Here is a 22,579-nt window from a genome sequence, read left to right as displayed (position 1 = left end):
GCATTCTAAAATCTGAATCAATATGAAATTCAATCTAAAATATACATTGGCGCTGGCAGTATCCCTGCTCACGATTACAGGATGCGGAGAAAACTGGGTGGATACCAAACCCAACGGAGCCGCTACCACCGCCTTTTTCTGGAAAAGCGAAGAGGACGTAAAAAGAGGCCTTGCGGCGATATACCGGCAAATGGACAATGAAAATACCTGGGGAAGAAATCTTTTCTGGATGCAGGATGCCAGTGACGACATAGTACCGGGCCGTGTGAGAGCAGAGAGTGACAACATCAAAAACTTCAATATCACCGGACGTGAGGGAGGAATGGCAAATGGCTGGAACGATGTATACTGGATGATGAACAAGGCTAACCAGGCTATTGAAGGCCTTCCAACCGCAACTGTTTCTGACGCACTGAAAAACCGGGCTTTGGGAGAGGCTTATTTTATCCGCGCATTTTCTCACTTCTGGATCGCTTATTTATGGGGACACAAAAATCAGGGTGTTCCGTTTGACGGGCCGGAAAATCCGGAATACGGTAAGAGGATACCGCCACAACTTCCTTCGGTAACGGATAACTATGCGCAGATCATCAAGGACCTTGAAAAAGCTGCTGAACTGTTACCGCTGTTCTCCACCTACGGATCGGCAGACCAGGGAAGAGCGCACAAAGTTGCGGCTTGGGGATATATGGTAAAAACCTATGCCTACTGGGCACAGTATGACCCATCCAAATGGGCTTTGATACCTGCTCTGGCTGACAAAATCAAAAATGAAGGCGGAAGAGCCTTGATTACAGGGAAAGGAAGTGCCCGGGAAAACTATCAGGCTGTATTTAAAATCGAAAACAACTGGAGTTCTGAGTACATCTGGTCAGTAACGTCAGGCGTCCAGGGCGGTTCTATTTTCCCCGGTGTCACACTTGAAAACAAGGGATGGGGTATTTTTAACGGCTGGGGTTATTTCCAGCCCACGGAAGAATTGTACCAGGAATACGAAGCCACCGACCCCAGAAGAGAGGTTACGATCCTGAAATTTGGCGACAAGTTTACCTACTTCGGAAAGGAACGTGCTTATTATTCAACCAACAGCTTGTCTGGTTTTCAGAACCGCAAATATATGGAGCCCTACTCCTACGGAACCAACGAAGTGGCCAGCACCAATACCATGATCAATCAGAATGGCGACGGCCCGTCAACCCGGTTAAACCTGCCCCTGATGCGTTATGCGGAAATCCTTTTATTTAAGGCAGAAGCACTGATTCAGCAAGGAAAAAGCGCTGAAGCACTGGCTCCGTTAAACGAGATCAGGGCGAGGGTGGGTCTTGCGCCTCTGACAAGCGCTACCATGGCTGACCTTAAGCATGAAAGACGTGTTGAACTGGCCTGCGAATGGACAGACCGCCTGGCAGACCTTAAGCGCTGGGGCGACTTTGATAAGATCAACGCACCGCTCCATGGAAGAATCCATACCAACAAAACGGACCCGGCTTCACCTTACGAAATCAAAGTAATATGGCCTGCCCGTACTTTTGATCCCGCCAAACACATTGCCTGGCCGATCAATCCTGATGAAGTTTCCAGAAGTAACGGTGCTTACAAACAAACACCGGGCTGGTAAGTTAATCCAAAGTTAAGAATGACGAGTGAAGAGTTCACAGATTAAAGTTTACAGTAAATTTATTTCACCGTAAGCTTTTTTCTGTGAACTTTGGCATTTATATAAGTACCAAAAACCGTACTTTCCCATACCTAATACCTTTATGCAATTTGCCCCAAATACCTGATGGAAGGCCCCTGCCTCCGCAACCTCATCTCCTATGAATACCCTCAGACCTTGCATTTAACAATATCCATCCATAACTCATGAAAAAAATTACCATTTTATTATTCCTGCTAATTACTGTTTACAGCACTTTTGCTCAAAAAACTTCCCCGATTATTATTGCTTCCTACAACCTTAGGCTCAACACCGACAGCGATGGAATAAATGCCTGGCCAAACCGCAAAGAAAATGTGAAGGCGCTCATACGCTTTCACGAGTTCGAGATATTCGGAGTGCAGGAGGGGTTTCGAGACCAACTCAATGATCTGTCGGAACTATCTGACTTCGCTTTCATAGGAAAAGGCCGTGATGATGGAAAGGAAGCGGGAGAGCATTCGGCTATCTTTTATAAAAAGGATAGGTTTAAACTTTTACAGTCCGGTGATTTCTGGTTGAGCGAAACTCCCGAAAAACCGGGGAAGGGCTGGGATGCTACCTGCTGCAACCGTATATGCTCCTGGGGAAAATTCAAAGACATTACCACAAAAAAGGAGTTCTACCTGTTTAACGTCCATTTTGACCACCGGGGGGTGGAGGCACGCCGTCAGTCGGGGAATTTAATGGTGAAAAAAATCAAAGAAATAGCGGGAAATTCCACTGTCATACTGACAGGAGATTTTAATTCCACGCCGGAAACCGAGCAGATCAAAACAATACAAACGCTGCTTAATGACTCGTATCAAGTAACAAAAGTTGCTCCTTACGGGCCGGAAGGTACTTTCAACAGCTTCAAATTTGACGCGCCCATGGACAAAAGAATCGACTATATTTTTGTCAGCAAAAATGTGGAAGTCCTTAAGTATGGAGTACTCACTGACGCAAAAGAAAAAAGATACCCTTCTGACCACCAACCGGTCATGATCAAAGCAATCATCAGGTAAATGGATCGATCAGACTTTCCAAGTCTTGAAGACTTGGAAAGTCTAGTCCCGGGCTACAAATCCGCTATATACTTCTGCCCCCCCAGATAACGCATCTGCCGCACGATCTGCCCTGTACGTTTGTTGACATACGCAGAAGGATTCTTAATCGAAAAACGAATAGGATTCGGTAAAACAGCAGCTATCCGCGCCGCTTCATACCTGGTCAGGTTCTTCGCAGATTTTTTGTAATATCTGAGCGACGCCGCTTCCACCCCGAAGGTCATCTTCCCCATTTCAGCAACATTCAGGTATACCTCCAGGATACGCTCTTTGTCCCAGATCAGCTCGATAAGTATAGTGAAATAAACCTCGAGCCCTTTGCGGATATAACTGCGCCCATGCCACAGGAAAACATTTTTTGCTACCTGCTGTGATATGGTACTTGCGCCTCTCGCCCGCTTGCGCTTTTCGGTCATGGCATCATAAATCTCCCCGAAATCAAATCCCCAATGGTGAGGAAAATTCTGATCTTCAGAAGCCACCACCGCTAGTGCCACCTCTTTGGATATATTTTCGTAGGGCTCCCAGTCATGATGTAACTCTGAATCTTCATCATTCGTAATGGCCTCCATTTTTCTGGAAATCATATAAGGTGTTACCCACACAGGTACAAATTTCAGTATCACCACCCAAACGAAGGAAAGCACCAGAAAGTAAATCAGCAATCTTAAACCAATAAAAAATAAACGTTGAAGCATATAAATATTATTCTCCCGAAACGAAACCAATTTACCAAAGTCACGTACAAAGTACTGAAACTAATCAGGCATAGGCAAAGAAAGGCAGCCCTTATCATTAGATTTTTCTCCTAAAACTTTCAATTTGGTATGAATGAAGATATTCTGAGCTTCGTGTGGCGGTTTCAATATTTTGAAAAAACCTCTCTGCATACCGACCACGGCCAACTTCTTTCTGTGAGGCAAACGGGTCTTAAAAACGCCGATGCCGGTCCGGATTTTTCAGGAGCCAGAATTGAGATCGGAGGAATTGAATGGGCCGGAGATGTGGAAATACACGTTAACGCCTCCGACTGGAACCGGCATGAACATTCCGCAGACCAGGCTTATGAAAGTGTGATCCTGCATGTGGTGTGGAACAACGACGTCCCTATTGTCAGAAAAGACGGTACCCTTTTGCCTACACTCACCCTTAACGGCATCGTCAGGCTTTCTATCCTGCACAGATATGCACAGCTGCAGAACGCCCCCTGGGATATTGCCTGCGGAAATCAATTCCCGGATGCGGATAGTATACTCAAGTTCTCCATGCTCGATAGAGTTTTGCTGGAGCGGCTGGAAAAGAAAGCCTTAAACGTGATCTCATTACTGGAAGCTAATCAGAACGACTGGGAGGAAACCACTTTTCAGTGGATAGGTCAGCATTTTGGTTTTAAATTAAATGATCCGGCTTTTTTACGGTTATGCCGCATCACTCCATGGAAAATTCTACGCAAACAGAAAGACAGTTTCCGCATTGAAGCCTTACTTTTCGGAAACGCTGGCCTTATTCCTGACAACGGAGGCGACGAATATGTTACCGGTATCCAACGAGAATATGACTTTCAGGTAAAAAAGTATCGGATGGAAAACCAAAAAATGAACAGCAACGAATGGAAATTTCTCAGGCTCCGGCCGTCCGGTTTTCCAACAATCCGAATATCTCAGTTTGCATATCTATTAAGCCGTACGGAGCATTTGTTTTCCACGCTTATTTCGGCCCGGAACCTGAAAGACCTGCATGCCATTTTAAGTTTAAGGCAGTCTGCCTACTGGACCACGCACTTTAATTTTGAGAAAACAGCAAACAAAAAAGTACCTTTCATGGGTAACGAAGCAAAAAATCTGTTAGTGATCAATGCCGTCATACCGCTGCTGGTAGCCCATGCCAGGACCCGACAGGAGCCGCAGTTACTGGAAACAGCAATGGCCTGGCTCACAGAGATACCCGCAGAAAACAACCGTATCACCAGGTTGTGGCAAACACTGGATATGAAGGTGAATACTGCCGCCGACTCTCAGGGGCTCATAGAATGGTATAATCATTACTGCTCCTCCCACAACTGTCTTGATTGCATCGTGGGGTCAAAGCTGATTAAAACAGACTAGGGCGCGATTAACGCATCCAGAATTTGATCAGAGCGGCTAACCCCGGCTGATAAGATTTACCCCCGTCAGCAGGAACACCGAGCCTACCATAAAAGGTACTACCGATTCCCATTTGGAGACAGTAAGCCCCAATACAGGCTTTTCCGAGAGAAAAGCCACGCATGCAAACAAAAGCACAGAAATACCAAGAAGCGTAAGAAGGGCGCCAAAAAAACGCTTAAAGCGTGTACTTTCCATTTGTATAAAATAAGCAGGATAAAAGAACCGGTTTGAGGTTGCAAAAGTATCAAAATCCCGGCAAAACACAACTGAGCTCATTACAGGCCGGTGATCTTACTGTACAAGTAGTCCCATCTTCTGTCCTTCTTTAACCATAAATGCGTGTGCCGCATCCAGTTCGTTAGGAATAATACCTTCCAGAATGGCCTCACGCACCAGTTCCTTTATGATCCCTACCTCCCGTGTCGGTTTTAATCCGAAGGTTTCCATGATCATTTCGCCTGTGATTACCGGCTGGAAATTTCGCAATTTGTCACGCTCTTCCAGATCTTTCAGCTTCTGCTCAACGATATTAAAGTTGTGAATGTAACGTTTTACCTTTTCGGGATTTTTAGAGGTAATGTCTGCCCGGCAAAGTTTCATCAGGTCTTCAATATCTTCTCCGGCTTCCACCAGCAGCCTTCGCATCGCCGAATCTGTAATATCTTCCTTTGAAAGCACAATAGGACGCAGATGTAACCTGACGAGCTTCTTGACAAACCGCATTTTTTCGTTCAGAGGTTGTTTCATCCGCCTGAAAATGACGGGTACCATCCGTGCACCCACCTCCTCATGATTATGAAACGACCAGCCTACTTTTTTGTCGAATTTCTTTGTCGCTGGCTTAGCGATATCATGCAGGATGGCTGCCCATCGAAGCCAGAGGTCATCCGTGTGCTGGGAAACATTGTCCAGTACCTGAAGGGTATGATAAAAATTATCTTTATGCCCTCTCCCGTCAATATTTTCCACCCCCTGGAGTTCTACCAGTTCAGGAAAAATAATAGCCAGCAAGCCGGACTGATACAGCAACTTAAAACCGTAAGAGGGCGTCTGGGACAAAATAATCTTATTGAGCTCATCCGAAACACGTTCCATGGATACGATTGAAATGCGATCTTTCATAGCCATAATGGCATCAAAGGTATCCGGCTCAATATCAAAGTTAAGCTGGGAGGCAAAACGTATGGCCCGCATCATACGCAACGGATCGTCGGAAAAGGTAATACCTGGTTCCAAAGGCGTTCTCAGAATCCGTTTTCTGATATCCTTCAGGCCATTGAAAGGATCTGCAAGGTCTCCAAAACTATGTTTATTAAGGCTAATGCCCAGTGCATTGATGGTAAAATCACGGCGATTCTGATCCTCCTGAAGCGTTCCGTCTTCCACGGCAGGTTTACGGGAATCAGGCCGGTAGGATTCTTTCCGTGCACCCACAAACTCTATTTCCAGGTCACCCTGACGGATTTGCGCGGTACCAAAGTTCTTAAAAATACTTACCTGCACGTCTGGTCCAAGCTGGCCAGCCACCTGCTCTGCCAATGCGATACCACTGCCTACAGACACTATATCTATATCCTTACTTGGTCTTTTCAGAATAAGATCTCTTACAAACCCGCCAATGATGTATACCTCCGCTCCCAGTTCTTCGGCAGCATTTACAACCGTTGAAAGAATTGGATAGTGGATCAGCTGTTCTTTAAAATTCATGGGACAAAGGTAATGCATACAGCCAACGAATACATACTCCGTACCAGTTTTCAGTAGAAAACATAAAAGGGTTGAACGGCAAAAATTGCGCTATCGAAAATCAGAGAACTTTGCCGTGAGGTAACACACGCAAGGGGTGCCTGAACATAACTGCCTGAAAAAGAAATAAAAATACCTGGAGAAACAGAGTGACAGCGGAAGCAACAATGAGGGCAACAATCCAGAATACACCAATGACCGCTCGAAGGAAATAAGACAAAATTGTCTCCATTTTTGAACAAATTAAAAATGCTATAACCCGACCAAAAAAGCTTCCAAGCTAAGCCAGGATTGTAAAAATTTATGTATTGCGGCCCTGTATTTGAATATTACCTCTTAATAATATAAAATTATTAAGCATAATTCAGATTTCCAAAGTTAAGTAATTATTAATTGATTTTATATTCATTTTTATTGCTGGCAAATTATTCTAGACGTCGGTTTCGCAGTTAACCATGAAAAACGCCGTCCTGGGAAACCTGTTGAATAGCTCGTCCTTCAGTTCCGGATCCAGATCCAGCGAGCCCACGGCCTGCGCCATACACTGAAGCCAGGCCACGGCATCATCTTCGGTGATCGGATGTGGCATATGCCTGGCACGCATCATGGGATGTCCATGGATTTCGGAGTATAACTGAGGACCACCCAGAAATTGGGTCAGAAATAAACGCTGCTTTTCCCGTATAGTTTCTTTATCAGTTTTAAAAAGGCGTGCAATCAGCTCATGTTCAAAAACAAGATCATAAAAACGATCTGTCAGTTTCCGTACGGCCGAATCTCCGCCAATACGCTCATATAAAGTTTCTGTTTCCATGCCATAAAATACGGATTTAAATTCCCCTCATACAATGATCTTCGTCGTAAAGAGTCTCCTGACATGCGTAAAAGTTGGAGAAGCCAGAACCGAGCTTGCCCATAAATCCTTACAGCTAACAGTAACCTTATGGTTTTGAACACTTTTAGTACTGATGATTCCCACTACAGGGATACCTCAAATCACATACACCCATGAAAAAATTTCTGCTCATCGGCTGGATATTACTTTCAACCGCTATCTCGGCGTTTTCCCAGACTACCCTCACCGGGTTACATGTTGAAAAGGGTAAAAGATTTATTTCTCAGTCAAACGGACAGCCTTTTTTCTGGCTGGCGGATACTGCCTGGGAATTATTTCACAGGCTGACTTTTGAGGAAGCGCAAAATTATTTAAAAATCAGGGCAGGACAGGGATACAATGTGATACAGGCAGTTGCCATTGCGGAATTTGACGGATTAAACCAGGCCAACCGCAACGGAGATAAGCCTTTATTCAATAACGACCCTGTTAAACCCAACGAAAAGTACTTCAAACATTTGGATAAAGTAATTGCCGAAGCTGGAAAACTCGGACTTTACATTGGCCTGCTGCCGGCCTGGGGCGACAAATTTAATCGAAAATGGGGAGGCGGACCGGAAATTTTCACACCTGAAAATGCTTTGATTTACACCGAATTTCTAGCTAAACGTTACAAGGGCAAAAATGTGATCTGGATACTGGGCGGTGACAGAAATCCGGAAACAGAAAAGCATATCGCGATCGTCCATGCCATGGCGCAGGGGATCCGAAACATATCAGGCGAAAGCCAGCTGATAACCTATCACCCGCAGGGACTCAGTTATTCTTCCAGGTTTTTCCATGAAGCGCCCTGGCTGAATATGAACATGTTCCAGTCGGGGCATGACCAGCGAGACCGGAAAAATTACCTGATGCTCCGAAATGACTATGACAAGTCACCGGTGAAACCTACCCTGGATGCGGAGCCGCGATACGAAGATCATCCGGTGAACTGGAAATCGGAACTCGGTTACTTTAACGATTTCGACGTACGCCAGGCTGCTTACTGGTCGGTACTATCCGGTGCCTGCGGACATACCTATGGCTGCCATGATATCTGGCAAATGTATGACCCCGACCTTAACCCGCCCATTGCCTTTGCCCGCACCGCCTGGAAAACCGCTGTTCATTTGCCGGGCGCTTCTCAGATGGGCTTTATGAAGAAATTAATGGAATCACATCCCTGGCAGGAACTACAACCCGATACATCATTGATACTGAACGACAACCCGGAAAATGCCGGTTTTCAGATAGCGGCTTTGTCCGCCGCCCGGGATTTTATGATGGCATACAGTCCTTACGGCAGAACCTTAAAAATTGACCTGTCGAAATTTAAAGCACAGGACCTTATAGCCTACTGGTTTAACCCCCGTGATGGCTCCTCTATTAAAATAGGCTCTTTCAAAAACCAGGGAGCCGAGGAATTTAAGCCGTATGCGCAGGGGCCGGGAACAGACTGGGTCCTCGTAATTGATGACACCACCCAAAGCTGGGCGGGTTTTGGACTAAAAAAACAAAGGGAAAAATAACAGAAATGGCACAAAATAAAACAACCGAAACACCTGAAAGTGTTACCGATTTTCTCAGTTCAATAACGGATGAGGCAAAACGAAATGACAGTTTCAGGCTCATGGAAATCATGAAATCGGCTACCGGCTATGAAGCCAGTATGTGGGGAACCGCTATTGTAGGATTTGGGAGATACCACTATAAATATGCAACCGGACATGAAGGTGACGCCCCTTTGGTGGGCTTTTCTCCCAGAAAAGATGCCATGAGCCTATACCTTGCCTCCGACTTTCCCGGCAAAGAAGAGCTCCTGGAAAAATTGGGGAAACACAAGGCAGGAAAGGGCTGTATTTATATCAAGAAACTGACCGACATTGACTTGAATATACTGAACCAGATGATAACTGCTTCGGCAAATCAGATGAAGCAGCTTTACCCCAACTAGGAAGTCTTAATTTTCGAACCGCAAATGTTTCACGGATTCTCCTGAACAGGCGAGCTCACTCAGTGCTTCAATACCAATATCCAGATGCGCCTGGACATAATTTGCTGTAACCTTCCTGTCGCTCTCTTCGGTTTTCACGCCTTCGGGTACCAGCGGGTTATCGGAAACCAGCAAAAGTGCGCCGTGCGGAATGGAATTGGCAAAACCCACAATAAAAATAGTGGCGGTTTCCATATCAATCGCCATGGCCCTGATATCCTGAAGATATTGCTTAAATGCCGCATCATGTTCCCAGATGCGCCGGTTGGTGGTGTAAACTGTGCCTGTCCAGTAATCCAGCTTGTGTTTGGCAATACTGGCCGAAACAGTACTCTGCAGCCGGAATGATGGCAGCGCAGGTATCTCGGCAGGCATATAATCATCACTGGTACCTTCCCCACGGATGGCAGCAATAGGGAGGATCAGATCTCCTACCTGTGTCTTTTTCAGGCCTCCGCATTTACCCAGAAAAAGTACTGCCTTGGGGCTGATCGCAGACAACAGGTCCATCACCGTTGCGGCCATAGGGCTGCCCATTCCGAAATTGATGATTGTGATATCGTTGGCCGTTGCGGTCTGCATGGCCCTGTCGCGCCCTTTCACTTTTACCTTAAATTTTTCGGCAAACATATCCACATAATTCACGAAGTTGGTGAGCAGGATATAATTCCCAAAATCCTCCACAGCCGTACCGGTATACCGGGGTAACCAATTTTCAACAATTTGCTCTTTGGTAGTCATGATTTTCGGTGATTATTTGTTGTGATGTGTATCTTCGCGGCATGGAATCGTTAAACCTCCCTTCGTTCAGTCACAAAGTTAAACAGGTAAACGGGAAACCTTTTATTTTCGATATTATACGAAAAAAATTCGTCTCCCTGAGCCCGGAAGAATGGGTACGGCAACATTTTATACACCTGCTGATCACACATTATGGATACCCCCGCGCACTGTTTGCCATAGAAACAGGCCTTCGTTACAACACTTTGGCCAAAAGAACAGATATCATGATCCTCTCTCCCACCGGAGCCCCCTTCCTGCTGGTAGAATGTAAAGCCCCTTTTGTGAAAGTAAGTGAGTCCACTTTCGCGCAGATCAGCCGTTACAACTTCACTTTGCAGCCCGCCTACCTCGCCGTCACCAATGGTATGAGCCACTATTGCTTTCAGGCAGCAAACGGACAGATTCAGTTCCTGGACGACTTCCCCTTTTACAGCATCAATCGTGATGAACGCTAACGAATCAATATAAAAACAAATTGCCTGTGAAACAGCGCGTTTCACAGGCAATACATTGAAAAGAAAGTTCTTAGTTACTTTGCAGCAACCAACTTAATGTCAATGCTGAAATCATCATAGATTACTTTATCTCCCAGATTATCAAAGAATGATTTCGAGTTGTATTTGATATCGTACTTGGAACGGTCCACCACCAGTTTACCGGTTGCTTCTGCTCCGCTTCCGGTTGCTTTTACGGTTACAGGGAAAGTTACCGGCTTGGTAATTCCTTTGATGGTCAGGTCACCAGTAACATCGTATACACCAGCAGATTTCGCAGTAGCTTTGGTTATTACAAAAGTAGCGGTAGGATGTTTTGCAACCGAGAAAAAATCATCTGATTTAAGGTGACCGATCAATTTGTCGTTGTATGTCTTGTCGGTAAGGTCTGTACAAGTAATGCTGTTAAGATCCGCAATAAATTTACCGCCCGTCAATTTAGCACCATCCAGGGTGATCAGACCTTCTTTCAACGTAATTTTACCAGTGTGTTCGCCAGTTACTTTTTTAGCCAGCCAGGTAAGCTCGCTTTTTTCGGGTACCACTTTAAAGTTTACCGCTTTTTTTGCACCATCTTCGGCTGAAGCTCCGGCAGAAATGAATAAAGCAACAGCGAGTGAGGCAGCAAGAGATTTTAAAGATTTCATTGTTACTGTGTTTAATTGAATTGATTGTTATTTGATTGTGTAATGAATGTACTATTCTGATTTCCTCAGCTTGTCGAGCAACGCACTGATCTGGTCTGCTTCTTCCGGGGTAATGCTATTGAGGCTATTTTCCCATTCCTCCTCCACGGGATCTATTTTCTTCAAAATATCCAACCCGGCCTCCGTAATCACCACGTCCACAGCCCGCCGGTCAGAAGGACACGATTTCCGCTCGGCCAAACCCTTCAGCAGAAGCTTGTCGACCAATCGGGAGGTATTTGAATTTTTATCCAGCATCCTGTCAGCTATATCACTTACTTTGATCGGATTGGATTTCTGCCCGCGGAGAATCCGCAAAACGTTATATTGCTGAAGTGTAAGATCATATTCCCGGAAAACATCCAGCTGTTTGTAAACCAACCAGTTGCTGGTGTAAACCAGATTGATCACCAGCCTTTGGTAAGAGCTGCGAAATTTTTTCTGTTTTATATCGGTTTCAATTGACATGGCATTTGATGTTTGAAATAAAATGTATCTACATTTAATGTACCAACATGCATATAGCTTCTGATAGTTCCGAGTTGTCTGAAAAAAATTAAAATTTCCCTGCGCAGACCACATCAAAACGCAATAAATAATTTATAATCAAATACTTATATAGAAAAAATATTATTGTACATGTTCAAACTGAAGAAACCACTCATACTTGCCTCCAATTCGCCCAGGCGCAAAGAGCTGCTCACCAAAGCCGGTTTTGATTTTACCGTCCGGGTGATACCAACGGACGAATCATTCCCCCCGGACCTGCACCGCAGCCTGGTGGCTGCCCATATCTCACAGACCAAAGCAGAAGAATTCCGGTCTGCCGCTGACGACAGCCTGGTACTCACCGCGGATACGATTGTAGTGATTGACAATCAAATTCTGGGAAAACCTGCCGATGCAGCCGAAGCCTGTGAAATGCTCGCCATGCTATCTGGTACTGTACATGAGGTATTTACGGCGATCAGTATCCTGGATGGTGCGCAGATCAGTACCGTTACCGATAGCGCCAGGGTTTGGTTTCGTCAACTGGAACCCGGAGAAATAAATTATTATGTCAGGGAATTCAGCCCTTTTGACAAAGCTGGTGCTTATGGCATCCAGGAATGGATCAGTATGATAGGGATTGAAAAAATTGAGGGCTCGTTTTACACCATCATGGGACTTCCGGTACATCTTGTATATCAGCAACTCAAGCCGTACCTTGCCGACTGAACCAACATAGTACTTCGTGCAATTAACTGACTTTCACGGCCCGGTTCCTATCCCAAAGGTATGCTACGAGATATTTGTGAGGTCATTTTGTGATTCCAACGGCGACGGCATAGGGGATATAAGAGGAATCATTTCAAAACTTTCCTATCTGAAAGAGCTAGGCATTGAAGCCCTATGGCTCACCCCGGTACATCCCTCACCAAGTTATCATAAATATGACGTGCGCGACTACTATGATATAGAGCCTGAATACGGGACCCTGTCAGACTTCCGCGAATTGATGCATGAGGCACACCAGTTGGGGATAGCCGTTTACCTGGATCTGATCATAAACCATACCAGTACCCTGCACCCGTGGTTTGTGGAAGCGAGGAAAAACAAAGACAGTCGTTACCGGAATTTTTACTGGTGGAAGAATGACGCCGAAATCAACATGCTGGGCATAGCCCGGCGGGAAACTTCCAATGACTCTCAGGAAGTATACCCCTGGCACGACAACGGGGAAGATTCCGAAAAATACTATGGGCTTTTCTACAAGGGTATGCCTGACCTCAATTATGAGTCGGCCGAACTGAGACAGGAAGTAGCCCGAATCATTAATTTCTGGTTGACGGATGTTGGCGTTGACGGTTTCAGGCTCGACGCTGCACGGCATATTTACCCGATCTGGGCCAAAGCGGACAACTGCGAATTCTGGAAATTTTTCAGTGAAACCATTCATAACGCCAGGCCAGGGGCATTTACGGTTGGCGAGGTTTGGGCTGAAAAAGAAGAAGTTGCGCCATACTTCCAGCATATTAATGCGGCCTTTAATTTTGATCTCAGCTTTGCCATACAGCGGATCCTGGTCAGGGAAAAAGATGAGGATCTGGTAGCTAAACTGATTGCGAGTTACACTCTTTTTAAAGTATCCAACCCTCAGTTTGTTGATGCAATTATGCTCACCAACCACGATCAGGACCGGATCGGCAGTGTGGTAAATAATGATGAAAGGAAGAAAAAGCTGGCAGCAAGCATCCTGCTCACCTTACCCGGCCAGCCGTATATTTACTATGGCGAGGAAATCGGGATGCTGGGTATGAAACCAGATCCGCACATCAGGGAACCGTTTTTATGGACAGTGCAGGAGGATGATCCCGAAAAACCTTCCTGGATTGAGGCAGTGTTTTCGACTCTGGAAACCGTAAAACCATTGTCTGTACAGCAGCGGGATCAAAACTCCCTGTTTTATCACTATAAAAATCTGATTGCCCTCAAAAAATCCAGAACCGCCCTGGGAAAAGTAATTGAACCCAACCTGCTCCCTTATGCGCTTGCCGATGAGCAGATGCTTGCGTACATCCGCTATGACGAGGAAGAATCTTTCCTTATCGTCCATAATCTGACTTCGGAAATCAAAGAAATTGACCTTTCTCAAACGGCATTTAAAAACATACTGTTTACCAGCAACCAGGCCGATTGCCATGAAAATGACATTTACAGGCTCGGTTCCTACGCTTCGTGTATTTTTAATACCTCCCCACAGCCTGCCCGATAGTGCCTCGGTAAAACAGTAGGTTATATCATTTGCTGCATTTTAGATATAAATAATTTTATACAACAGCATCAATGAAATACCTGCAATCTCATCTCATTGTGTTCCTTCTAATTTCCTGCAATTCTTTAATGGCACAGAAAACATATCCTACCATTGGTAAAATCATCGCCGAAGATCCTGCCTTTGAAAAACTGATCTCGAAAAATGCCAGGATAGAGGTACTGGCAAGTGGTTTCGACTGGTCGGAAGGGCCTGTTTGGATTAAAAACGGCAATTACCTTTTGTTTTCGGATGTTCCCAAAAATGTGATATACAAATGGGAAGAAAAGGAGGGCCTTTCGGTTTTCCTGAAACCTTCCGGATATACCGGCCTGGGATATTACAGTGACGAGCCGGGCAGCAACGGCCTCACGGTTGATGACCAGGGTAGGCTTATTGCGTGCGAACATGGTGACAGGAGAATATCTGCCATGCCACTAACCAAAGGGGGTAAAATAACTTTGGCGGATAAATTCGAAGGGAAACGTTTCAACAGCCCCAACGACGTAGTACAGCATTCAAACGGAAGTTACTATTTCACCGACCCGCCCTACGGACTGGAGAAAAAGCACGATGATCCCAGCCGGGAAATTACCAATTTCGGGGTGTACAGGCTTTCACCTGACGGGAAAGTGAGCATGGAGATTAAAGACCTCACCAGACCCAACGGGCTTGCCTTTTCGCCTGACGGCAAAACCTTGTATGTGGCACAGTCTGACCCCGAAAGAGCGATTTATATGACTTACCCGGTAACTGCCGATGGCCACATAGGCGTAGGGAAACTGCTGTACGACGCCACACCTATGTTAAAAAGCGGGCGACTGAAAGGATTACCGGATGGTTTAAAAATTGATAGGGACGGAAATTTATGGGCCTCCGGACCCGGAGGTATTTTGGTTTTGAACCCCCAGGGAAAGTTGCTCGGCCGCCTCGAAATGAGCGAACTTACGTCAAACTGCGCGTGGGGAAATGACGGTTCCGTTTTGTATCTTACCGTGGACAGTTATGTCTGCCGCGTACAAACCAACACAAAAGGGGCTGGCTGGTAAAGGTCGCGGGGTCATTTCACTCCCCTCAGTACCAAAAGTATTTCTTCTACTTGTTTTTTCGTAGCTGGCCAGTCGTTTTTACCTTCCTTATAAATTTTCACATAGGCTTTGTACAGAGAAAGTTTGCGGGTATCCAAGCTTTCCAGCTCACGCGAGATCTGCTCCCTTTCTGGCACAGAGGCGTTTTTATACTGTTCTATCAGCATATCCCACCTTTTTTCAACCACACTTATTTCATACAGCACCACATCAGCCAGCCTGTCCATCTCCTGATACTGCAGCACAAGTAGCCGCTCGGAACCTCCTTCCTTACTACTTTCAGTTATCCCCGGCGCTGTTGTTTCCGAAATCCGCGCATAATCGCGCCGGTAAGTATCACTACTCCCGGCATGTTTACTATCCTCTTTACTCTCCTCCGCAAGTAATGGCTTATACCTGACCGGCGGAGCCGATGCGGTATCCGGTCGGTTCAGGTAATCGCCATGCCCGGCATAGCGGCTGTTATTCTTTTCATCGGATTTGGTGAGGGTACCCGACACTTTTCTCACACCTGTACAAGCCGTCAGCAGCCATAAAAATGCGATGGCAGCAGGAAATATTTTTTGTCCCATCATACATTGTCAAAAGTTATGTCTCACCCCAATACTGAGATTTGGATTGAAATAAAATATTTTCGGTAAGGCCTCAAGGTATCCGCCTCCTTCAATGAAAAAAGAAGATGGCTTCTGAGCCGAGAAAAATTCAAGACCCAGGGTAACCGAAGGCCCCGTGGATATCGTATTTTCATGCACATCCTTATTTTTGGGCTCCGGGAAATACCGTCTTGAGTTGATCTGAGCACCTACTCCGCCATAAGCCGTCATACGCTGGTTCATCAACGGAAGATACCATAGATAGGTTGCGTTAAACATGAACCCAACGCTGGCATATTCCCCTTTCCGGTATTCCCTTTTGCCTTTTAACAAACCGGTATAAGTTCCTATACTGACGTCCAGGCCATTTTTATCACCATATTTACGGATACTGACAGCCACCGGCTCCCCTACCTCGAAACCAACCGCCCATTTTTTAGTTTGTGCCTCGGCAGAAAATGCCAATAAGATCGATATACTGATAATAGAAAATATTCTTTTCATAATGTGTTTTTTAATTTGGCAAGGATGTCCGGCGGACACCGAATCACCGGATGAAGAATGGTTTAAAGTATGATTAAAACAAGGCAAAAAAAACAGTCCACGGTCGTCAGGTTTAGCGATTTGACATCCTATTGACCCTGAGAAACGATAACGGTCACTCCGTTTCCGATTGGTAATTTGTGCTTTACCTTTAAATCAAATTTACAAAGCCACTTTGGTCGCTCCGTAATTTCTTTCTAATATTGAGCCCGAATTAGCAATTTTCTTACCAACCAGCAACACAGTGACCAAGCAGCGGAATAGTAAAATCTTCAATATCAAAGACTTAATTGCTTATTTTCTTGTCGCTGGAACGGGAGCCGTAATACAGTTGGTATCCAGTAGTTTAATTCAGGATTGGTTCGACATATCATGGAGCGACTCGATCATCCCTTCTTATATGGTCGGTTTTGTAGCCGGTTTTATCCTTACCAAACTGTTCGCGTTTGATGCTCGTAAAAGCAATCAGACAAGAAGAGAAATGGTAAAATTCTTTATGGTTGCCTTAATTTCACTGGCGGTCACTCAACTGTTTACCGTGGGTTCCTTCAAACTTGCAACGGAATATTTGGGTATGGAAATTTACAAAGTAAAACTTCCATTCGCTAAAAAGGAAGTGAACGTTACAGAAATGGGCTCCTATCTCACCGGTATGGGTTTTAGTTTCATCAGTAACTATATCCTTCATAAAACCTTCACTTTTAAAAGTACCGGTTTTTACAACCGCCTGAAAGTACTGATCCGTTAAGCGGAAGGCTTAACCCAATCTTTCAATAATAACTGCCGATGCACCGCCGCCGCCATTACAGATCGCTGCCAGGCCATATCGCCCGTTTTTCTGCTTCAGGACGGACAACAGCGTTGTGATAATCCGGGCACCGGATGCACCCAGCGGATGCCCCAGCGAAACGGCCCCTCCCAATATATTTACCTGGTTAACATCCAGTTTCAGCTCCTGTATATAGGCCAGCGCCACCACGGCAAAAGCTTCATTCACCTCAAAATAATCAATGTCACCCAGGGACAATCCTGCTTTTTTAAGTACCTTCTGTGTAGCAAGAATCGGAGTGGTTGTGAACCACATGGGCTCCTGCTCGGCATCCGCATAAGCTACAATCCTGGCCATGGGCTTCAGATGATGCTTTTGCACCATTTCAGCGGATGCCAGGACCAGTGCAGCCGCGCCATCATTGAGGGTGGACGCATTGGCGGCCGTCACCGTTCCATCCGCCGAAAACGCCGGTTTCAGAAAAGGTATCTTGTCAAATTTCACACGTTTGTACTCCTCATCGGTATCTACAACGGAGGTAGCACCTTTCATTGCGATCTCCACGCCTGCAATTTCTTCTTTAAAATAGCCTTCCTCACTTGCCTTGGTACTTCTTTGATAAGAACGGATCGCGAACTCGTCCTGCTGTTCCCGGCTGATATGGTATTTCGTAGCCGTGCGGTCACCGCAAACACCCATTCCCTGCTGGTCGTATACATCGGTCAGGCCATCCCTGAGCAAGCCGTCCACCACTTCTCCATTCCCATAACCATAACCGGTCCGGGCTTTTGGCAGATAGTACGGTACCTGCGACATATTCTCCATCCCCCCGGCGACCACCACATCTGCATCTCCCAGTTGAATAGATTGCGCACCAAAAATAAAGGCTTTCATCCCAGAAGCACAAACCTTATTGACAGTTGTACAGATCACCTCCGGAGGCAAACCTGCATAAAGTGCAGCCTGCCTGGCGGGTGCCTGCCCGAGATTAGCCGAAATTACGTTCCCCATAAACACTTCCTGAACATCATTGACCTGTAAACCGGATTTCTCCAGCGCACCTTTTACAGCAACCGCTCCTAACTTCCCTGCCGGTACCGAGGACAATACTCCGTTGAAACTACCGATTGGTGTGCGGGCTGCGGAAAGGATATAAACTTCGTCTTTCATAAATGGTAATATCAGATGACTGCCGGGAAAGTAAGTTAATATCCCCCTAAATAACAACCTTTGTAAATAGAAAATGCCTTCACACCATTTGATGTGAAGGCACCATTAACAATCTGCTAAGCTTTAAAGCTCTTCAGAACTCTCCGGCAAGCGGTCATATTCACCCTTCCAGGCATAAAACCCGAAGATTACCAATCCGGCGCATATCGGGATGAAGATCAGGATAATGATCCCCCACTGAAGACTGGTGTTGGTACGGGCAATACCTTCCGTAGCCGCTCCAATTTTCTCCAGTGCCTGCTGAATCAGAAAGATAATGATAACCGGCCCCGACAGCATCCACACCAGGCCTAAAAGTTTCTTGATATTATTCATAATATGTTCAGTATTAAAATCAATTTCGGTTTTACAAAAATACAGACGGTCATTCCCTGGAGAAGGTCATTAATCCATCACATTACGATCAACACGGTTGCTGATATAAACCGCTCCGATCACGAAGGACAACGCCGCGACGCCGATCGGATACCATAAGCCTGACAAAGGCGTGGAACCCTGAAATGATGCAACCAGCGTAGCAATAAAAGGCACCAGACCGCCGAAAACACCGTTACCAATATGATACGGAAGAGACATGGAAGTATACCGTATCTGTGTGGGGAAAAGCTCCACAAGAAATGCCGCAATGGGGCCATACACCATGGTTACAAGCAATACCTGAAAAAATACAAGCAGAATAAATACCGTAAAGGTGGAGTCGGACAGGGTAACGTCCTTGATAACCGTTTGAACCGCCGGTACCGGGGCCAGTACATCTTCCGGAACCACGGTGATGGTAGATTCTTTAAATGTCATGCCGTTTTTGAGGACTTTAGAGGAGGTCGAAGTAATGACAGAATCAAGTCCTCCCTTCACCACCTCCCGCGTAATAACCGGTGTTGATTCGCTCAGCAATTCGGTTTTTTCAAACTCCTTCACATTGGTGGCATCAATGAAATACTGATATATAGGCCGATAGAACACGATACCCAGTAACATCCCTGTAAGCATAATCCATTTCCTGCCCACCTTGTCGCTCCATGATCCGAAAACAACAAAAAACGGAGTCGCAAATAAAATGGCCCACAGCAAAATATACCTAGATTCATTGAAATCAAGCTTACAGGTGTTTTCCAGAAACGATTGAGCGTAAAACTGGCCGGTGTACCAGATTACCCCCTGCCCCATGGTAGCACCAAAAAGCGCCAGCAGTACCATTTTAAAATTGGCTTTCTTTTGAAAACTTTCTTTCAGCGGGTTGGATGAGATTTTTCCTTCCGATTTCAGTTTGGTAAAAACCGGGGACTCATGCATTTTCATCCGAATATAAATGGATACGCCCACCAGCAGGATCGACAACAGAAACGGAATCCGCCAACCCCAGTCGGCGAAAGTATCCGCACCCAGGATATTTTTGGTGAGTACTATAATGCCAAGTGAAAGGAATAGGCCCAGCGTTGCCGTAGTTTGTATCCAGCTGGTAAAAAAACCGCGTTTCCCCGCTGGCGCATGTTCAGCCACATAGGTAGCCGCTCCGCCATATTCGCCTCCGAGGGCCAGCCCCTGTACAAGCCGTAAGATCAGCACAAGGATAGGCGCTGCATATCCGATACTAGAATAAGAAGGGATAAGCCCAATGAGGAATGTGGAACCTCCCATGAGCACAAGTGTAAGCAGGAAAGTATATTTGCGGCCGATAAGATCACCCAGCCGCCCGAAAACCAAAGCACCAAAGGGACGCACAATAAATCCGGCTGCGAAAATAGCCAGTGTGTTGATCAACGCCGAAGCGCCCGCGTCACTGGGAAATAACTGATTGCCTATGATAACGGCCAGGCTGCCGAAAATGTAAAAATCGTACCATTCGATCAGGGTACCAAGGGATGATGCAGCAATTACCTGTGTAATGCTTTGCGTCACATTGTCTTTCTTTGAACTCATTGGTTTTAAAAAGGGTCAGGATAAATAACGTAGGTAAGGTTCGTCCTTCAGACCGGTTTGGACGGGAATATTAAATGAATTTAGAGGAATAAGACAGGATCCCCCCTTCATTACTCATGTAATAGAGCAAAAAGCTGCATTTTCGAAAATTATCTCATTTTCCCCCGGCCATTTGGTAATATCTAAAAACCTGATGAAATTGCCGGTCCCGAACGCTCCTGCGTCCCAACTCTTACCAAATATCAAAAATGCTTAAAAGTTTTTTTTCAATACTGTCGCTTGCTGCGATAGGAATTGGAAGTTTTTGCAATCCGGTTTTTGCCGGCAGCGCCGACTCTACCCTGCTGATCAAAAAAACAACCGACTTTGCCGTAAATGGTGAAGGCACAGCCCCCAACTGGTCCGCAGCGCAATGGTTTAACATCGCCGTACAGAACGGACCAGGTCAAAAACAGCCGGGCCGACAGTTTTCCTCACGTGTCAAAATCCTTTATTCCGACAAAGGAATGTATTTCCTATTTGATAATGAGGATAAAAAACTGACCGCAACCATCTTGGAAGATTTTGGTGCGCTGTTCAAGGAAGACGTTGTGGAAGTTTTTCTCTGGCCTGACACCGCCGTACCCATTTACCTGGAATATGAAATATCACCACTTGATTATGAACTGGTTATCCTGGTACCTCATTTAAAAGGCGGCATCCAGGGATGGCGGCCCTGGCATTACGACGAACGCAACAAAGTACAGCATGCCACCAGTGTCCAGGGCGGACAAAGGAAAAGCATGGCAGCCGTGGAAGGATGGAAAGCCGAATTTTTTATCCCCTTCAGGCTCATGAACCCTATGATTCCTTCGGTGCCGGTATCAGGCACCCGCTGGAAAGGAAACTTCTATCGTATTGATTACGACCAGGAAACCGCATATTATTCCTGGCAAAAAACCGGCGGCAGTTTCCACGAATTCCAGAAATTCGGCACACTGATTTTCGAATAAGATTCATTCCAAACTATTTATTCCAAACTATTTATTCCAATACCATGATAACCAGAAAAATATTTCTAGCAATTAGTTTCCTGATCATCAGCATGATGACCACACTTGCACAGAAAACCCGGGAAATACTGTACGTAGGTACTTACACTCAGAAGGGAGAAGGGATATATGTTTACGAATTTGACCGGAAGAATTTGTCATTCAAAGAACTACAGGTACTCGTCAATAAGAACAGCCCTTCATTTCTTGAATTCCATCCGAACAAAAAGTACCTGTATTCGGCCAATGAAGGTAACAGTACCATTTCGGCCTATGCCATTGACCAGACTACCGGAAAATTATCCGTTATTAACGACAAACCCGCTCAGGGAAGAGGCCCCTGCCACGTCAGCGTGGATCCCAAGGGCCGTTTTATTTATGTTTCCAACTACGGAAGCGGCGACCTGGCCGTTTATCTGCTCGAAAAAGATGGCAGCATCGGTGCCCTCGCCGACACCATCCAGGACAAGGGAGCACCTGGCCAAAAACCTCACATGCACTCGATTATCCCCTCTGCCGACGGCAGGTATATCTACGCGTCTGACCTCGGTATTGACAAAATTATGGTATATGCCGTTAACCAGAAAACCGGAAAGCTAACACCTGCGGCGGTTCCATTTGCGGAAGTAAAAGCCGGTGATGGTCCTAGGCATTTTGCCATTCACCCGAATGGAAACTTTGGGTATTCTGCCTGTGAGCTGGCATCAGTGGTTAATTCCTTCAAGATCGTAAAGGGTACGGGGGCGCTTGTACCGCTGGAAAGAGTAACAATGCTGCCGGCTGATTTTTCTGGTAAAAGTTACGCCGCAGATATTCATTTTTCACCGGATGGCAAATTCCTTTATGCTTCCAACCGGGGCCATGAAAGCCTGGCTATTTATGCCGTGGACTCCTCTACCGGTAAACTTACCGTTGCCGGACACGCAGATACCCATGGAAAACATCCACGAAACTTCATGATTGATGAAAAAGGCCAGCTGGCAATCGTGACCAACCGCGACAATAACAATGTGGTTTTCTTTAACCGGAACACTGGAAACGGCCAGCTAACGTACACTGGAAAGGAGATCAGCGTGCCTACTCCGGTATGCGTGAAACAATACTTTCTGAAGTAAGCACTGCCTTTTTACCCAATCAGGCCAA

24 protein-coding genes are annotated in these 22,579 nt (G+C 45.8%); 12 read left to right on the top strand and 12 right to left on the bottom strand.

Annotation, left to right across the window (positions count from 1 at the left end; all coding sequences use genetic code 11):
* The first annotated feature begins 22 nt into the window (after positions 1-22).
* Both KOE27_RS06810 and KOE27_RS06805 read left to right on the top strand, forming a co-directional pair.
* Positions 23-1,618 carry a RagB/SusD family nutrient uptake outer membrane protein gene (locus KOE27_RS06810; protein ID WP_215238058.1) on the top strand — a complete coding sequence of 532 codons (1,596 nt, stop codon included), beginning with the start codon at positions 23-25 and terminating at the stop codon, positions 1,616-1,618.
* A gap of 245 nt (positions 1,619-1,863) precedes the next feature.
* Positions 1,864-2,703 carry an endonuclease/exonuclease/phosphatase family protein gene (locus tag KOE27_RS06805; RefSeq protein WP_215238057.1) on the top strand — a complete coding sequence of 280 codons (840 nt, stop codon included), beginning with the start codon at positions 1,864-1,866 and terminating at the stop codon, positions 2,701-2,703.
* Positions 2,704-2,756: 53 nt separating this feature from the next.
* Here the strand turns inward: KOE27_RS06805 and mtgA are convergent, their stop codons facing one another.
* A complete protein-coding gene (gene mtgA, locus KOE27_RS06800) occupies positions 2,757-3,443 on the bottom strand; it encodes a monofunctional biosynthetic peptidoglycan transglycosylase (RefSeq protein ID WP_215238056.1) in 687 nt (228 codons plus the stop codon).
* Positions 3,444-3,572: 129 nt separating this feature from the next.
* Between mtgA and KOE27_RS06795 the strand changes: the two genes are divergently transcribed.
* Positions 3,573-4,850: a DUF2851 family protein gene (locus KOE27_RS06795; protein WP_215238055.1), complete on the top strand. Its 1,278-nt coding sequence runs from the start codon at positions 3,573-3,575 to the stop codon at positions 4,848-4,850.
* 36 nt (positions 4,851-4,886) lie between these two features.
* Here the strand turns inward: KOE27_RS06795 and KOE27_RS06790 are convergent, their stop codons facing one another.
* The 3 genes from KOE27_RS06790 to KOE27_RS06780 all read right to left on the bottom strand — a co-directional run bounded on the left by KOE27_RS06790 (position 4,887) and on the right by KOE27_RS06780 (position 7,452).
* Positions 4,887-5,087 carry a hypothetical protein gene (locus KOE27_RS06790; RefSeq protein WP_215238054.1) on the bottom strand — a complete coding sequence of 67 codons (201 nt, stop codon included), beginning with the start codon at positions 5,085-5,087 and terminating at the stop codon, positions 4,887-4,889.
* Positions 5,088-5,183: 96 nt separating this feature from the next.
* Positions 5,184-6,599 (bottom strand): CCA tRNA nucleotidyltransferase, encoded by a 1,416-nt coding sequence (locus tag KOE27_RS06785; RefSeq protein WP_215238053.1) that lies wholly within the window; start codon positions 6,597-6,599, stop codon positions 5,184-5,186.
* A 469-nt stretch (positions 6,600-7,068) separates the two neighbouring features.
* Positions 7,069-7,452: a globin domain-containing protein gene (locus tag KOE27_RS06780; protein ID WP_215238052.1), complete on the bottom strand. Its 384-nt coding sequence runs from the start codon at positions 7,450-7,452 to the stop codon at positions 7,069-7,071.
* Positions 7,453-7,646: 194 nt separating this feature from the next.
* Here KOE27_RS06780 and KOE27_RS06775 point away from each other — a divergent pair, with 194 nt between their 5' ends.
* Entirely contained in the window at positions 7,647-9,041 is a 1,395-nt protein-coding gene (locus KOE27_RS06775; protein ID WP_215238051.1) for a glycoside hydrolase family 140 protein, read from the top strand.
* A 5-nt stretch (positions 9,042-9,046) separates the two neighbouring features.
* The gene (locus KOE27_RS06770; RefSeq protein WP_215238050.1) at positions 9,047-9,466 is read left to right on the top strand and encodes a DUF1801 domain-containing protein; all 420 of its coding nucleotides are present in this window, start codon (positions 9,047-9,049) and stop codon (positions 9,464-9,466) included.
* A gap of 6 nt (positions 9,467-9,472) precedes the next feature.
* On the opposite strand, the gene KOE27_RS06765 is transcribed toward KOE27_RS06770, so the two are convergent.
* Entirely contained in the window at positions 9,473-10,246 is a 774-nt protein-coding gene (locus tag KOE27_RS06765) for an AMP nucleosidase (protein ID WP_215238049.1), read from the bottom strand.
* 41 nt (positions 10,247-10,287) lie between these two features.
* Between KOE27_RS06765 and KOE27_RS06760 the strand changes: the two genes are divergently transcribed.
* Positions 10,288-10,743 (top strand): type I restriction enzyme HsdR N-terminal domain-containing protein, encoded by a 456-nt coding sequence (locus KOE27_RS06760; protein ID WP_215238048.1) that lies wholly within the window; start codon positions 10,288-10,290, stop codon positions 10,741-10,743.
* A gap of 74 nt (positions 10,744-10,817) precedes the next feature.
* Here the strand turns inward: KOE27_RS06760 and KOE27_RS06755 are convergent, their stop codons facing one another.
* Positions 10,818-11,429, bottom strand: a complete 612-nt coding sequence (locus KOE27_RS06755; protein ID WP_215238047.1) for a YceI family protein — start codon at positions 11,427-11,429, stop codon at positions 10,818-10,820.
* Positions 11,430-11,480: 51 nt separating this feature from the next.
* Positions 11,481-11,936, bottom strand: coding sequence for a MarR family winged helix-turn-helix transcriptional regulator (locus KOE27_RS06750; protein ID WP_215238046.1), 456 nt, complete (start codon positions 11,934-11,936; stop codon positions 11,481-11,483).
* Positions 11,937-12,107: 171 nt separating this feature from the next.
* Between KOE27_RS06750 and KOE27_RS06745 the strand changes: the two genes are divergently transcribed.
* The 3 genes from KOE27_RS06745 to KOE27_RS06735 all read left to right on the top strand — a co-directional run bounded on the left by KOE27_RS06745 (position 12,108) and on the right by KOE27_RS06735 (position 15,311).
* Positions 12,108-12,686, top strand: coding sequence for a Maf family protein (locus KOE27_RS06745; RefSeq protein ID WP_215238045.1), 579 nt, complete (start codon positions 12,108-12,110; stop codon positions 12,684-12,686).
* Positions 12,687-12,702: 16 nt separating this feature from the next.
* Positions 12,703-14,223, top strand: coding sequence for an alpha-amylase family glycosyl hydrolase (locus KOE27_RS06740; protein WP_229252671.1), 1,521 nt, complete (start codon positions 12,703-12,705; stop codon positions 14,221-14,223).
* A gap of 128 nt (positions 14,224-14,351) precedes the next feature.
* Positions 14,352-15,311 (top strand): SMP-30/gluconolactonase/LRE family protein, encoded by a 960-nt coding sequence (locus KOE27_RS06735; protein WP_215238044.1) that lies wholly within the window; start codon positions 14,352-14,354, stop codon positions 15,309-15,311.
* Positions 15,312-15,322: 11 nt separating this feature from the next.
* Here the strand turns inward: KOE27_RS06735 and KOE27_RS06730 are convergent, their stop codons facing one another.
* Both KOE27_RS06730 and KOE27_RS06725 read right to left on the bottom strand, forming a co-directional pair.
* The gene (locus KOE27_RS06730; protein ID WP_215238043.1) at positions 15,323-15,925 is read right to left on the bottom strand and encodes a hypothetical protein; all 603 of its coding nucleotides are present in this window, start codon (positions 15,923-15,925) and stop codon (positions 15,323-15,325) included.
* A 6-nt stretch (positions 15,926-15,931) separates the two neighbouring features.
* Positions 15,932-16,447 carry a hypothetical protein gene (locus KOE27_RS06725; RefSeq protein WP_215238042.1) on the bottom strand — a complete coding sequence of 172 codons (516 nt, stop codon included), beginning with the start codon at positions 16,445-16,447 and terminating at the stop codon, positions 15,932-15,934.
* Positions 16,448-16,730: 283 nt separating this feature from the next.
* On the opposite strand from KOE27_RS06725, the gene KOE27_RS06720 reads away from it, so the two are divergent.
* Complete coding sequence (locus tag KOE27_RS06720; protein ID WP_215238041.1) at positions 16,731-17,234, top strand: GtrA family protein; 504 nt, start codon at positions 16,731-16,733, stop codon at positions 17,232-17,234.
* A 9-nt stretch (positions 17,235-17,243) separates the two neighbouring features.
* On the opposite strand, the gene KOE27_RS06715 is transcribed toward KOE27_RS06720, so the two are convergent.
* The 3 genes from KOE27_RS06715 to KOE27_RS06705 all read right to left on the bottom strand — a co-directional run bounded on the left by KOE27_RS06715 (position 17,244) and on the right by KOE27_RS06705 (position 20,405).
* On the bottom strand, positions 17,244-18,425 hold the full coding sequence (locus KOE27_RS06715; protein ID WP_215238040.1) for a thiolase family protein: 1,182 nt from the start codon (positions 18,423-18,425) through the stop codon (positions 17,244-17,246).
* Positions 18,426-18,548: 123 nt separating this feature from the next.
* On the bottom strand, positions 18,549-18,800 hold the full coding sequence (locus tag KOE27_RS06710) for a DUF6814 family protein (protein WP_215238039.1): 252 nt from the start codon (positions 18,798-18,800) through the stop codon (positions 18,549-18,551).
* 69 nt (positions 18,801-18,869) lie between these two features.
* On the bottom strand, positions 18,870-20,405 hold the full coding sequence (locus tag KOE27_RS06705; RefSeq protein WP_215238038.1) for an MFS transporter: 1,536 nt from the start codon (positions 20,403-20,405) through the stop codon (positions 18,870-18,872).
* Between the two features lie 248 nt (positions 20,406-20,653).
* Here KOE27_RS06705 and KOE27_RS06700 point away from each other — a divergent pair, with 248 nt between their 5' ends.
* Entirely contained in the window at positions 20,654-21,397 is a 744-nt protein-coding gene (locus KOE27_RS06700) for a carbohydrate-binding family 9-like protein (RefSeq protein ID WP_215238037.1), read from the top strand.
* 44 nt (positions 21,398-21,441) lie between these two features.
* Positions 21,442-22,551, top strand: coding sequence for a lactonase family protein (locus KOE27_RS06695; RefSeq protein ID WP_229252670.1), 1,110 nt, complete (start codon positions 21,442-21,444; stop codon positions 22,549-22,551).
* Positions 22,552-22,579: the final 28 nt, after the last annotated feature.

The organism is Dyadobacter sp. CECT 9275 (assembly GCF_907164905.1).
GTDB classification, from domain to species: Bacteria; Bacteroidota; Bacteroidia; order Cytophagales; family Spirosomataceae; genus Dyadobacter; species Dyadobacter helix.
This window is presented reverse-complemented; position numbering and strand designations above follow the sequence as displayed.